Annotated in this window: 15 protein-coding genes; all 15 read right to left on the reverse strand. The window is 40.0% G+C overall.

Annotated features, from left to right (window positions below):
• Window positions 1–3: 3 nt before the first annotated feature.
• The 15 genes from flhB to fliE all read right to left on the reverse strand — a co-directional run bounded on the left by flhB (window position 4) and on the right by fliE (window position 13,938).
• The gene (gene flhB / locus H4J75_RS00460) at window positions 4–1,134 is read right to left on the reverse strand and encodes a flagellar biosynthesis protein FlhB (RefSeq protein ID WP_182213522.1); all 1,131 of its coding nucleotides are present in this window, start codon (window positions 1,132–1,134) and stop codon (window positions 4–6) included.
• Complete coding sequence (gene fliR, locus H4J75_RS00465; protein ID WP_182221065.1) at window positions 1,134–1,916, reverse strand: flagellar biosynthetic protein FliR; 783 nt, start codon at window positions 1,914–1,916, stop codon at window positions 1,134–1,136. Before fliR ends, flhB begins: the two co-directional genes overlap by 1 nt.
• The gene (gene fliQ, locus H4J75_RS00470) at window positions 1,916–2,185 is read right to left on the reverse strand and encodes a flagellar biosynthesis protein FliQ (protein WP_070374623.1); all 270 of its coding nucleotides are present in this window, start codon (window positions 2,183–2,185) and stop codon (window positions 1,916–1,918) included. Before fliQ ends, fliR begins: the two co-directional genes overlap by 1 nt.
• Window positions 2,185–2,994, reverse strand: a complete 810-nt coding sequence (fliP, locus tag H4J75_RS00475) for a flagellar type III secretion system pore protein FliP (RefSeq protein ID WP_182221239.1) — start codon at window positions 2,992–2,994, stop codon at window positions 2,185–2,187. The genes fliQ and fliP overlap by 1 nt, the downstream gene beginning before the upstream one ends.
• Window positions 2,995–3,047: 53 nt before the next feature.
• A complete protein-coding gene (gene fliO, locus H4J75_RS00480) occupies window positions 3,048–3,542 on the reverse strand; it encodes a flagellar biosynthetic protein FliO (RefSeq protein ID WP_070374624.1) in 495 nt (164 codons plus the stop codon).
• Window positions 3,543–3,547: 5 nt separating this feature from the next.
• Entirely contained in the window at window positions 3,548–3,937 is a 390-nt protein-coding gene (gene fliN, locus H4J75_RS00485; RefSeq protein WP_070374625.1) for a flagellar motor switch protein FliN, read from the reverse strand.
• A gap of 51 nt (window positions 3,938–3,988) precedes the next feature.
• Entirely contained in the window at window positions 3,989–5,059 is a 1,071-nt protein-coding gene (gene fliM / locus H4J75_RS00490) for a flagellar motor switch protein FliM (protein ID WP_146799119.1), read from the reverse strand.
• A 43-nt stretch (window positions 5,060–5,102) separates the two neighbouring features.
• Window positions 5,103–5,651: a flagellar basal body-associated protein FliL gene (gene fliL / locus H4J75_RS00495; RefSeq protein WP_182213519.1), complete on the reverse strand. Its 549-nt coding sequence runs from the start codon at window positions 5,649–5,651 to the stop codon at window positions 5,103–5,105.
• A gap of 89 nt (window positions 5,652–5,740) precedes the next feature.
• The gene (locus H4J75_RS00500; RefSeq protein ID WP_182221066.1) at window positions 5,741–7,858 is read right to left on the reverse strand and encodes a flagellar hook-length control protein FliK; all 2,118 of its coding nucleotides are present in this window, start codon (window positions 7,856–7,858) and stop codon (window positions 5,741–5,743) included.
• A 133-nt stretch (window positions 7,859–7,991) separates the two neighbouring features.
• Window positions 7,992–8,438: a flagellar export protein FliJ gene (fliJ, locus tag H4J75_RS00505; protein WP_070374629.1), complete on the reverse strand. Its 447-nt coding sequence runs from the start codon at window positions 8,436–8,438 to the stop codon at window positions 7,992–7,994.
• A 66-nt stretch (window positions 8,439–8,504) separates the two neighbouring features.
• Window positions 8,505–9,875: a flagellar protein export ATPase FliI gene (gene fliI / locus H4J75_RS00510; RefSeq protein WP_070374630.1), complete on the reverse strand. Its 1,371-nt coding sequence runs from the start codon at window positions 9,873–9,875 to the stop codon at window positions 8,505–8,507.
• A 30-nt stretch (window positions 9,876–9,905) separates the two neighbouring features.
• On the reverse strand, window positions 9,906–10,700 hold the full coding sequence (gene fliH, locus H4J75_RS00515) for a flagellar assembly protein FliH (protein ID WP_182221067.1): 795 nt from the start codon (window positions 10,698–10,700) through the stop codon (window positions 9,906–9,908).
• Between the two features lie 45 nt (window positions 10,701–10,745).
• On the reverse strand, window positions 10,746–11,795 hold the full coding sequence (gene fliG / locus H4J75_RS00520) for a flagellar motor switch protein FliG (protein ID WP_070374632.1): 1,050 nt from the start codon (window positions 11,793–11,795) through the stop codon (window positions 10,746–10,748).
• Window positions 11,788–13,509 (reverse strand): flagellar basal-body MS-ring/collar protein FliF, encoded by a 1,722-nt coding sequence (gene fliF / locus H4J75_RS00525; RefSeq protein ID WP_070374633.1) that lies wholly within the window; start codon window positions 13,507–13,509, stop codon window positions 11,788–11,790. The genes fliG and fliF overlap by 8 nt, the downstream gene beginning before the upstream one ends.
• A 63-nt stretch (window positions 13,510–13,572) precedes the next feature.
• Window positions 13,573–13,938 carry a flagellar hook-basal body complex protein FliE gene (gene fliE, locus H4J75_RS00530; protein ID WP_182221068.1) on the reverse strand — a complete coding sequence of 122 codons (366 nt, stop codon included), beginning with the start codon at window positions 13,936–13,938 and terminating at the stop codon, window positions 13,573–13,575.
• Window positions 13,939–14,026 lie beyond the last annotated feature (88 nt).

Below are 14,026 nucleotides of genomic sequence, written 5' to 3' on the forward strand. Positions count from 1 at the left end.
TTATTAATATTTGAATTCATCGGGGATAGGGAGATTTTTTGCAATCGGTGTCGGCCTTTTGGCTTTACCTTTTTTATGTTCGTTAAGTTGAAAAATAAAAGCTAACACTTGAGCAACCGCAGCGAAGAGCTCTTCTGGGATTTCTTGATTGGCGTCTGCGCTATAATATAAAGACCGGGCTAATGCCGGAGAAGCAATAATTTCAACATTATTTTCTTTAGCGATAGTACGAATATGCATCGCCATTTCATCAATACCTTTTGCCACTAACATTGGCGCACCACCGGCGGTGACATCATATTTCAACGCGACCGCATAATGGGTTGGATTGGTGATAACCACATCAGAGTCAGGCACTTCTTGCATCATTTTACGCTGCGACATTTCATATTGAGTACGACGAATACGACCTTTGATTTCAGGACTACCCTCTGAATTTTTCATTTCGTCTTTAATTTCTTGCTTAGTCATTTTTAACTGACGGTTGTGATCCCAAGTTTGATAGGGCGCATCAATCGCAGCAATAATACCTACCGATAAGGCTAATGCTAAAAACATCCATTGTAATAAAGTTACCGAGTGCTCTAAACTCAGTGGGATCAGCTCCAAACTAAGACCTAATATTTCTGGAAACAAACTACTCAACAACAGATACGCGACAATAAAAACCACAAAAAACTTCATTAACGACTTGAATAACTCAACTAAAGCTTTTATGCCAAACATACGCTTTAAACCGGCTAAAGGTGACAATTTACTAGCCTTTGGCGCCATAGCCTCAGAAGAAAAACTCATCCCTCCCAACATAGTATTGCCAATAAAAGCGGCGACGATAATAATAGAGAATATCCACAACATTGGTGCCACTAACGTGCCTACCGAGCCCCTAAGCACATTGTATAACGCATGAATGTCCATGACTTCTTCACGGCTCAAGCTAAATGACCGTTTCATAATTCCGGCTAAGCTTTCAGTCAACATACCGCCGACCAGCATTATTGCAACAGCACTACCCACCAACACAAACATAGTGCCTAAATCTTTTGAACGTGCTATTTGACCTTTTTTTCTCGCATCAGCAATTTTCTTAGCCGTAGGTTCTTCTGTTTTTTCACCGCTACCTGCATCAGCCATTAGTTTGCCTTACAATTAATGAGGTAACAGCTAAAATCTAGTGCACGTTGCCATTGCAATTCATAATGAGTAAAAAAGTTACCCATCGTTAACCACATAATTAACAAACCAGCACACATAGTTACCGGAAAACCTATCGCAAAAATATTTAATTGCGGGGCTGCTCGCGTCATAACTCCAAAAGAAAAGTTAATCAGTAACATAGCCGTTAGTGGCGCTAATGCTAACGATAACGCAGTAGCAAACATCCATTCGCCCCACTCAACCACTTCTTTAAATTTATCGGCCGTAAACTTGTACTCCCCGATGGGCAAGGTTTCAAAACTGGCAACAATAAATTGTATATAGGCTAAATGTCCGTCCATCGCCCAAAACATCAGGGTAGATAAAATCAAGAAAAACTGGCCAACAGCAGGAACATTCATGCCACTAACCGGGTCAACGAGTGAAGCAAAACCTAAGCCCGTTTGCATGGCAATAATTTGACCCGCTAAGGTAAAAGTATTAAGTACCATAACGGTAACTAGGCCAAGCGCAACACCAATAACCATTTGTTCAAACATAAGCAGCGCTGTTTCAAAAGAAATCAGGCTGCCAACTTGTGTTGGCGGGATTGCCGGCATAACGGCGACCGTTAATGTTACGCACAGAAAAATTTTAACTTTACCTGGGATGATTTTAGAACCAAAGCCAATCATTGCCATAATAAGCGCAGAAATGCGCGCGAAAGGTAAAATAAAGTCAGCAATATATTGCATCACAACTGACTCGGTGAATTCCACTAGCTCACCACACTGGGTATACTTGCAATCAGTCGGATAGTAAAATCCATGAGTTTTTGTACTAACCAATGCCCTCCAAAGATAAGGGCTAAAAGTGTCACGATTAGTCGAGGTAAAAAGCTTAATGTTTGTTCATTAATCGATGTTGCCGCTTGAAATACAGCAACGATTAAGCCGACACACAAACCCGGAATAATAATCGCAGACACCAAAACAATCACTAAAAATAGTGCATCACTGAGTATGTCGACAAAAACTTCTGGATTCATTAAATACTCCCCATGCCATAACTCGTTGCGATAGTGCCTATCACCAAGTTCCAACCATCTACCAGCACAAATAACATTAGCTTAAAGGGCAAAGAAACGATCATCGGCGATAGCATCATCATACCCATTGCCATTAAAATACTAGCAACGACTAAATCAATAATCAAAAAAGGAATAAAGAGCATAAAACCTATTTGAAAAGCTGTTTTTAACTCGCTAATAATAAAGGCAGGAATAATCACGGTCATGGGTAAATCAGTGGGTTGATCAACTTCAACAATACCCGCCATATTGGCTAAGGTTTGTAGATCTTTAATTCTGGTTTGTTCAAGCATAAACGCTCTTAAAGGAATTTTTGCACTATCTATGGCTTGTACTGATGTCATTTGGTCGGCTAAATAAGGTTCAATCGCTCGTTGATTTATTTCATTATAGACAGGCGTCATAATGAACATGGTCATAAAAAGCGTTAAACCTATAACCACCTGATTAGACGGTGTTTGTTGTAATCCTATCGCTTGTCTTAAAATGGCCATGATCACGACAATACGGGTAAAAGAGGTCATCATAATAATCGCAGCAGGAATAAAGCCTAATGCGGTCATAAACATTAATATTTGCAGGGTTACCGTATATTCTTGTGAACCGTCAGGGTTAGTGGTCAGCTTCAATGCCGACATACCCAAATCATCAGCGGCTAATACCGTTTGACTGGCAAAAAAAGCAACAAGGAGGAAAAATAAAAAAATAAAACCTTTTACAGAAAATAAACGGATCAGTAAATTTTCGAGTGGATTTCTTTTTGCCATTGCGTTAGCAGAACATTGCGCCGTTTTAGCACCATCGTTTAATATCGAGTCTTTCATGAGTATTTTTCACTATTGGCTTTATTCGCAGAATTACGGCTAAAGCGTGCTAATGTTTGGCTAAGTTCTATCGGCACACCACTTTTAACTTCAATAGGTTCGGCTAGCGTATCAAGTATATTAATTTGTTGACCGGTAACACCGAGTAACAATTGTTTTTTACCCACTTGCACCACCACTAATCGTTCTTTGGAGCCTAAATTTAAACTAGTCACCACTTTCAAACCATTTACTGAGGTGCCCCCTACTTGAAGCTTTTTTAATAGCCAAGCAACAATAACGATAGCAACGAGTACCGCCAATAATGAAACGATCATGCTACCGGCATCAATATTACCCATAACATGTCGTCCTACTTCAACGGTCGCCGGTGCTGTTTGCGCTATCACGGGAGCGTCGTCTGTTTCAACGACGGTTGTTGCGACGATACTTTCTTGAGCATGGCCCAAAAAAGTAAGTAAGCTTAACAAGCTAAAAAGTAAAAAACGCATCAGTATTACTTCAACTTTTTAATACGTTCAATTTGGCTAATAACATCGGTTAATCGAATACCAAACTTATCGTTTACCACAACAACTTCACCATGCGCGATTAACGTACCATTGACCAATACATCGAGGGATTCACCCGCAACTCGGTCAAGCTCAACAACAGAGCCTTGGTTTAACTGTAATAAATTACGAATGCTAATATGACTACGTCCAACTTCCATTGAAATAGTCACCGGAATATCTAAAATCGCATCCAGTTTACGTTTTTCATCACCCGTTATTGGTGCATCTTCTTCAAGCTCTTCTAACTCAACAGTTTCGGCTTTGGCTGCAGCTTCGGCTTGTTCATCCATCGCTTCATCCCACATGCCTAAATCATCGTCTTTATCACTCATGCCATTGGCCTCAAATTTATTTTTTTGTTTACTGCTGCTTTAATAAAATTATTAATAATCGAAATCGTCTTCTAAAAGATGTAATTCAGCGTCGCTATCTAGGCGCTTACCTCCTTTAGTTAATATCGTTAATTCGTTTTTCACTGATTCAGGACGTTTAATTTTTTCAGATATTTTAATCGCAACATTATCGCGACTACGGCCTAGTTTTGCTCTAAACGACGGTAAACCTTCAATTAATACCGTAATATGTTCTGGCATCTCAATAGGAATAATATCGCCCTTCTCTAAGTCCATAATCTTTTGTAAAGGTAGGTCTACAGAGATAAATTTAGTGGTTAATTCAACGGGAACATCCATTATTTCATCGCGTAGGGCTTTCGACCATCGCATGTCGGTATCTTCTTTATCACTCTGTACACCGGCATCAAGTAGCTCACGGATAGGTTCGAGCATTGAGTAAGGCAAAGCAATGTGAAAATCACCACCACCACCATCAAGTTCAATATGAAAAGAGCTGATCACTACCACTTCGGTAGGACTAACAATATTGGCCATCGACGGGTTAACTTCAGAATCTAAATACTCAAAAGAGACATCCATCACGGGTGACCAAGCTTCTTTGTAATCTTCAAAAATTAACTTTAACAGCATTTGAATAATACGACGCTCTGTTGGCGTAAATTCACGACCTTCAATTTTTGCATGATAGCGACCATCGCCACCAAAAAAATTATCGACTAAAATAAAGACCAGCCGTGCTTCCATGGTAATTAATGCGGTGCCTTTTAATGGGCGAAAACGTACCATATTTAAGCTTGTTGGCACGAATAAGGTATGAACATATTCGCCAAACTTGATCATCTGAATACCATTAATTGATACTTCAGCAGTGCGGCGCATCATATTAAATAAACTGATACGCATATGGCGTGCAAAACGTTCGTTAACCATTTCCAGTGTTGGCATCCGGCCACGAACAATGCGATCTTGTGATGAAAAGTCATAGTCAGACGTGCTGCCAGCTTCACGGGCAAAGTCTTCAACTAGCTCCTCTTCTTCAACGTCATCAACACCGTGTAATAGCGCATCAATTTCGTCTTGAGATAATAAATCACTCACTGAATAGTCTCTTTAATTAAATGCATTGTTTTATCGCATAGCCTTATTGCATTACAAAACCGGTAAATAATACTTTTTCAACCACATTGCTACCTTCAACTTCTTTCATAATTTTATGAACTTCTATTAAAGATTTCTGTTTCAATGAGGTTTTTCCGGCACTGGTTGCTAAATCATCGGCATTTGATTGAGAAAAAGTCGCTAGTAAAGTACTTTCAATTAATGGTACATGCTTCTTTGCCGCTTCTTCATTATCAGAGCCACGTACTAATAATTGCACTCTGATTTCTACAAATCTGTCGCGGGCAGCGCCAGGAACATTAAAGCGAAAAGGTCTTGGCATAGGTACATAAAGCGCAGAGCCTGTACTGGCACTAACACTTTCAACGGCTTCGCCTTCACTGGCACTATCACCGTCTAGCTCAGCATCAAGTTGCTCTTGAGAAACAGCATCATCTCCAGCCAGAAAAAAATAAGCCGCTCCACCGCCAACAGCCAATATCACAACAGCAGCAATGATAATGATCATCTTTTTGCTTTTGCCTTTACCGTCTAATTCTAATTCTTTACCTTCGCCTTTATCATCAGCCATCATCAAGCCTTTATTATCTATTTAAATGTTAAAATTACTTTCAGTCAACTATATCGTTGAATGGTCAGCGAGCCAATGAGTTTTGTCATTTATGCGTAGTAATCTATACCAGTTGACGAACCTTTAACCAAATGTAGTGTTTGAGTATCACTTAAATCTGAAAATTCATTCTCGTTACCGTCACCACCACCTTGGCGACCTTCACCGAGTTCTTCTTCATTATTATTTTGTTTACTTTGCTGTTCGACATTCGCATCACCGACATTGACGCCACTTTCAGCAAGCATCTCTTTTAATCGCCCTAAATTTTGATCGAACGCTTCTTTAGCCTGCTGATTTTGAACAGTAAAATTAACAACCGCCTGCTCATTTTGCAGATTTATTTTTACGTTCACATTACCTAATTCTTGTGGGTCAAGACGAATTTCAACCTGCTGAAGCTTTTGGTTCATCATTACCATGACTTTATCATTCAATGCGCCAGTAAAGTCTTTACGGTATACCGATAGGGCTTCATTTTGTAACGCTGTCACTTGCTTGGCATTTGTTGCTGATTGGGCCGTTGATTGCACATGGTCACTGGTTAATTTAGTGATCATTTCCTCCGCAGAAGCCGTAGATTTGGTTACTTCATTATTGGCTCGATGCATATCTCTATTAAGAGTATTCTCAATACTTGTACTGACTTGTTTCTTATCAAATATTTCATTAATAGTTTTTTCTTTGACTTGAGCATCATTGTTAGCCACTTTATCAAGCTGAGTTAAGCTTTGTGCCTGCTTTTGGTTTTGTTGCTCTGCCGACTGATCTTTAGCTGGCTCTTTAAATTGTTCACCGGCATTTAAATTTTGTGTTTCAAGGGTTTTCTGGTTTATCTGATTAACCCCTCGACTATTATTTGCGTTATTTTCCTGAGCTTGTTTTTCACCTGGAACAGCTACACTTGAAAAAACAACATTATCCGTATTGACCTTATCAGCATCAATTGCTATTTCGTTAACCAAGCTTTCATTTTTAAGGGTTACAGGCAATACCGCTCCAGCCAACTCTTTATCGACCGACGTTTTACTATTGCTGATACTTTGATTACTTTTATCAGGAATTATAGCTTTGTCTTGATTGGCGATAAGTGCAGCTTTAATTTGTTCAAGTTCAGTATCCGTGGGCGCTTTTTCCATATCCGCTAATAGCGCTTCAAGATCACTTAAAGGCATCGCCTGTTTCGGTACATTATTGGTTTTATCTACAATCGGCTCTGCTTTTAACGACGTTTCGCTTTGAGCAGGAGGAACGGATTGCGTGGAAAGTTGGCCATTAACATTCGTTGTTTTTAGCGAGGGAGCTTGTCCTTCACTGTTTGTTTTTTTCTCCAATAATGCAGATAAAGCTAATTCAGCCTCCCCTTGCACAACTTTATCAGCAACGACTTTGGGTTCGCTAGCTAGGTCAACTTTCTTTGCTGGCATTTCACTGTTAACCGTTACTGGAACGGTTAATGATTTAGCTAACTCTGGCGCAAGGCTATCTTTTGCTAGGGTATTATCACTGGTCGCTACATTTTCTTGGCTATTGCCACCAAGCACTTGCCTTAACATTGCTGCTAACTGTGTTTTTTCTTGTTGATGACTACCAGCCACAACTATTGATGGTTTTTCATTAAGTTGTGATGGTATCGTACCGTCATTTTTCACCGTATCATTTAATAGTTGTTGTGACGCAGATAACAACGACATTAATTGCTCGGTACTTTTATCTGTATTTTCAGGTGCGGTGGAATTTGTATCAAGATTAATTAATCCGCTAGCTTTGTGTTCCGGTGTTTCTTCTTGGCTATTTTCTACTCGAACATTTTTTTCACTAGTCGCTGTATCATCGTAAGGCAATCTTTCTGAAGCTTCGCTTTGGTTAATTTCTGTATTAACCTTCTCATCAGAAACTCCACCCATTTCCTTTTCTTTTGGTTGCACATCCGTTGTGGAAGATTTTTCTTGGGGTACTTTCTTTTCAGCATTAATTTCGCTAGCAAGTTTCATGTTATTGCCACTTGCCTGTTGCTTTTTGCCGCTTTGTTGACTTTGATAATGCTGGTCAACCATTTGTGCAAAATCTTTAGTTGAATTTTTGGATGTGCTAATCGCTCCTGACTGAACAGGGCTAAAGTCCTTACTTGGCGAGATATCTATGGCTAATGGAGTAACTTGCGGCATAGTAAACCTTTTTATTTCAATGGTAAATTTGAGCTATATTTACAATGATGACAACGTCGTTTATTGCGAATACTTTTTATATTAGTTAAATAAGCAAGTATTGTTCCACTTAGAAATTACTATTTAATTCACTTTACCCCCGCATTTTACGACGGACAAATTGTTGAGTAGCAATTTCATCAAACATTTTTTGTTCTTGCTTGTTAGCGATAAGAGTGAGCGCTTGTGTTTTTTTATCAAGCAGTAATTCTACCGCTTGAATTTTTTGTCGCTGCGCTAGCCAGAGCTGTTTGCTCTTTTCCACCATCGCCTTACTCTGCATAATCGCAATATCAACTTGCCCAGCAGCATAATCGAGCTTGGCAATAAAGGCATGAAAATGACTAAACGTCGCGCTATCAATACCCACCATAGAGCGAGCATTCAAACGTTTCATATATTCAAGACGATAGTCACTGACACTTTGTAAACGTTCAAGATTTTGTTGGTATTCAAATTCAGCAGTTTGCAGTGCTTGCGCTGCTTTTTTTTCTTTATCCTGTTCATAGCGATGTAAGGTATTTAGTTGCTTTAATGGCATAACGTCCTCCTAGATAATACTAAACAGCTAATCAATTTTTCGAAAATAGCGTTAACGTTATTATGTTTAGGCATTTTGCTGGCCTTGTTTTGCTTGCGCGTGTGCTTGCGCTGCAGAAAGTATTTCTTGAAGTTGCGTTAAGCTTTGATCATAAGGAATAATTTCCAACATTTTTTGTTGTAGGAAGAACTTGATCACCGGCATTAAATCAATGGATTGATCAATGCGAGGATCATTACCACGGCTATAAGCGCCAATAGCAATCAAATCTTTATTTTGCTGATAGAGTGAGTAGACTTGCTTTAGTTGCCGAGCAAGTTGTTGATGCTCATCACTGGTCACCATCGGCATAACACGGCTAATCGAGCCTTCAATATCAACAGCGGGGTAATGCCCTGAATCGGCTAAGGCACGAGATAAAACAATATGTCCATCTAAAATAGCACGCGCCGCATCAGCAATCGGATCTTGTAAATCATCACCTTCGGTTAACACGGTGAAAAATGCGGTAATTGATCCCTGACCATCGCCACCGTTACCGGCTCGTTCAACAAGTTGGGGTAACTTTGAAAAGACCGAAGGCGGATAACCTTTGGTTGCCGGTGGTTCGCCGACAGCCAGTGCTATTTCTCGTTGCGCTTGGGCATAACGCGTTAGCGAGTCAACCAGTAGCAAGACATTCAGACCTTGATCACGAAAGTACTCAGCAATTTGTACGGCAGTTTCACAGCCTTTTAAACGCATTAATGGCGAATTATCGGCAGGCGCCGCAACAACAACTGAACGTGCTCGCCCTTCTTCGCCTAAAATTTCTTCGATAAACTCTTTAACTTCTCGACCACGTTCGCCAATTAGCCCCACAACGATAACATCAGCAGTTGTGCCGCGTGTCATCATGCCTAACAAGACACTTTTACCGACACCTGAACCGGCAAATAAGCCCATACGCTGACCAATACCAACCGTTAAAAAACTATTAATAGCGCGCACACCAACATCAAGTGGTTCAGTGATACCACGCCTTGATAACGGATTAATCGGCTTATTGTTTATTTGATAGTTGCCTGAGTTCTTGATTGGCCCTTTGCCGTCGAGTGGTTTACCAACACCGTCAACGACTCGGCCAAGTAAATCCATTGAAAAGGGTAAGCGAGCTTTAGTTGTCAGTGGCACAACGCGCGCACCCGGTAAAACACCTTGTAAGCTTTGCTCTGGCATTAGAAAAGTTATGTCTTTAGAAAAACCAACAATTTCAGCGATTAAATCGCCTTGTGCCGTTTCGACTAAACATTGGCTACCAACTGCCGCTTTTACGCCAACAGCTTCAAGCGTTAATCCGACTACTCGGACTAAACGCCCAGCAACAGAGACTTTATGCGGGTGCACAAACTCTTGGCAGTTTTTTAGTCTTTCATTAAGGCGAGAAATATCAACCATAGCGGTATTTTGACTCTTTTGTACAAGAAATTACTGATGTAGTGCATCTTGCAAAAACGAGTCCAATACTTCTTTTATTCGAGATTTAACACTCAGATCGATATTAGAGGTGCTATTTTCAATTTGACAGCTACCCGGAACTAATTGCGGGGCAGCGAGTAAACGCCAACCTTGTTCTTGCACATGTTTAGCGCCAAATTGCTTTTCAACACGTTTAATATCGTTGGGGTGTAATAAAATTTGTGTTTGCGCTTCTTGGCTGGGTAAAGCTTTTATACCCGCAGAAATCGCAGCAATAATAATATCAGGGTTAGTTTTAGCTTCTTCTAAGGTAATCGCTTCGGTGAGTTCTACGACAAGATGAAGTAATTGTTGTTCAACATTTTTTTCGACATCGAGTAATGGCTTATGAAGCTGTTCAGTAAGTGACGCCCATGCAGCTGATTGTTCATCGATACTTTCTTTTGCTTCGGCTAAGCCAGTTTCAAGACCTTCTTGGTGACCAAGTACCATACCTTCTTCATGACCAGAGACTTTACCTTCTTCATAACCTTTAGCAAAACCTTCTTCCTTGCCCTGATTAAGGCCTTCATCAAATGCAGCTTGACGAATGTTTTCAATATCTTCTGCCGTTAATGGCGCGATTTCTTCTTCAACAAAATCTTCAGGGGGCTCGAAACGCCAAGCGGCTTTCTTTCCCATAGCATTGGTTGTTTCATCTTTAATTTTATTTTCAGATTTAACCGTCGGCAATGACCAAACATCGGTTTCTTGTTCGGGATTATGTTTAATAACTTCAGCATTCGATTTATTTAATAATTTCATAATATTTTATAACAGTAAGTTTTGACTGACCTAAAAATATAAGGTTTATAAGAACTCATCACCACCACCAGCGCCACCAAGCATAATTTCTCCAGCGTCAGATAATCGTCGAGCAACAGATAATATTTCTTTTTGTGCGGCTTCAACTTCACTAATACGCACCGGTCCCATAGCTTCAAGGTCATCTGCCAGCATTTCAGCGGCACGTTTGGACATATTAGCCATAATTTTTTCTTTCAGTACATCATCTGCGCCTTTAATTGCTTTCATCAACGCATCTTGTTGTACTTCACGTAATATCGCTTGAATACCACGGTCGTCTACATCGGCAAGGTTTTCGAAAACAAACATCAAGTCTTGAATTTGTTGACTCATCTCTTCGTCATGTTCACGAATTGAATCCATTAGCATGCCTTCAACATTGGTATCCAAATAGTTCATAATGTCAGCTGCTGCTTTTAAACCACCCATTTTAGCGGCTTGTGCACCTGCTTGACCGGCAAACTGTTTTTCCATAATTTCATTAAGTTCTTGTAATGCTGCCGGTTGAACTTCTTCAAGGTTAGCAATACGCATCATTAAATCTAAACGCACTTTTTCGGCAAACTGGCTCATAATTTCAGCCGATTGATCAGGGTCTAAATAGGAAAGTACAATGGTTTGAATTTGAGGATGCTCGTTACGAATAATATTGGCTACTTGTTTTGAGTCCATCCATTTCAATGAATCTAAACCTTTTGCACCGCCTCCCATGACAATTTGATCAATTAAATTGCCGGCTTTGTCTTCACCTAATGCTGCAGTTAATGCCTTGCGAACGAATTCTTCACTTTGGAAGCCAATGGTACTGAAGTTTTGTATTTCATGGATAAAGAGCTTATGAACAGCGGTAATTTTTTCTTGGGTGAAATCTTCCATGGCAGCCATAACCATGCCCACTTGTTGAACCTGCTTAGGCTCTAAGTGTTTTAATATTTGCGCGGCATCTTCTTCAGATAAGCTTAGCAATAATATCGCAGCTTTCTCTGCACCATCAAGTTTGTCAACGTCAAAACCCTTAGGTGCAGGGGCTAACTCTTGCATTTCATCACTCATCTTCGTTCAACCAACTTTTAACCACTTGAGAGGAAAGTTCAGGCTCATTAGCAACAAGCGCTCGAACAGCTTTTAGTATATCTTCATCGCGATGTAAATCAGGTAATTGTAAACTACCATCAGGTGCAAAACCTACTGCCGCCGCATCAAAGTCTGATGTTAGCATATCCATGGTTTCATCACCCAAATCAATGTGGCTATCGAGTGATTTATCACCGTAGTCATCAGGTGTTTGATCAGGGTTAATAAGACGTTTAAGCATAGGTTTAACAACGGCAAGTATCAATACAATAATGACTAATGCGCCCATGCCTAATTTGAAAAACTTTAATATGTCGGCATTCTCATAGAAAGGAACTTTAGGAGCATCCTCAATAATTTGACGAGAGAATGGCAAGGTAACGACTTCTAATACATCACCACGTTGTAAATTAAAACCAATACTCCCTTGTAATAAGCGACGAATATTTGACATTTCTTCAACAGATCTCGGTGAATCGGTAATCGCGCCTTCAGCATCAGCAGTTGCCAAGTAATCAAGTGCAACAGAAACGCTTACTCGACGAACGACACCTGCTTGTTGTTTGGTATGGCTGATAGCTTCGTCTAATTCATAATTTTTTGTTGATTCAAGGTGTTTACGACCAGGCATTGATCTTTGTTGTGCACCACCATTCGCATTTTCTGGAATATTTGAATCAAGTGGTGGCTGATTGCTTAACGCTCCAGGAATACCACCAAGTAAACCGCCAATCGTGTTGTCTTCAACTTTCATTTCACTGCGCAGTGCCGGTAAATCTGAATTATAACGACGCTGCATTTCTTCACTTGAGGTGAAATCCATGGTCACATTAACTTGTGCGGTGTAGTTCCCTAAACCAACGACAGGGATGAGTATGCTGTCTATTTTGTTTAAATATTCATTTTCTCTTTTTTTCTCCATTTCAAACTCTTTGCGTGAGCGAGAAGAAACAGAGGTTTGTGAGCCGGAATTAAGTAAACGACCATTTTGATCTGTCACTGTAACTCGGTTAGGTTCCATACCCTGAACGGCAGAAGCAATAATATCAACAACAGAGTCAACTTCTTCTTCAGATAACATCCGCCCTTTACGCATAGTTAGTACCACAGTGCCAGATGCGCTGCGGGTACGTTTAGCAAAAATATTTTCGCGGGGTATCGCCAGTAAAACTTTTGCTCTAGAGATAGCTTGCAGTTCTTCAATGGTGCGAGCCAATTGCTGCTCACGAGAAAACTTAAGACGTTCTGTTTCAAGGCGCTGGCTGACACCAAAACCCATATCTTGCATAATAATTTCACTACCTTCTGTTGGTTCATCAGATAAACCTTCACGAGCAAGTAAAATTTTAATTTCTTGATATTGATCACTTTGTACTGAAATAGTGTTGTTTGCTTGACGGTAATCCACTTGGTTAGCGTCTAGAAAGTCCATTGTTTTGATTAATTGTTCGGTAGGTTGTTTGGCAAGAAATCTATATTCGGCTTGATTTGCCCACATAATAACAAAAACAGCAATAGCTAAACAAATTGCTAATGCCATAATTAAGGTGACTTGGCGTAATAAATCGACATTACCCATAGCAGAAGCAAAGCCTGATTTTTGCTCATCAGCCATATTATCAGCACCATCACTTGCCATTAACCCGGTGCCGCCATCGGCAGCAACCATTGAATTATTATCAGTATCAGCCACTTAATTTCTCCACTACCACTTGATTTTATTACGAAATACTATCTATTTTATACTAAGGTATTGTTAAACTGGCATATTCATTATTTCTTTATATGCTTCAACAAACTTATTACGTACTTGTACGGTGGCATCAAAAGCAATACCAGCTTTAGCGGAAGCAACCATGGTATCAGCGAGCGTAACGCTTCGGTCGCCCATTTCAAAAGCTATTTTCTTTGCTCCAGACTCTTTTTGAATATCATTGACATTATTCACCGCATCTTTAAGCATATCGCCAAAATTACTGGTCGACTTATTCAGCGCTGGAATAGCACTGTCTCCCATGCCAAGGTTATTGCCCATTTTTTCAAATGAAGCCCCCTGCACCGAAGAGTTTCCAAGCGACATACTTTGCATTTGTGCGTATAAAGAATTGGTATCGATATTCATGAGCTACTCACTTGTGTCAATTTTTTGCTACTAAGCCTATAAATAACGGTTTAAGTAACGATATAACGATGATATTGCAAGCATGGTG

This window comes from Colwellia sp. BRX10-1 (genome assembly GCF_014077545.1).
Classification (GTDB): Bacteria; Pseudomonadota; Gammaproteobacteria; order Enterobacterales; family Alteromonadaceae; genus Colwellia_A.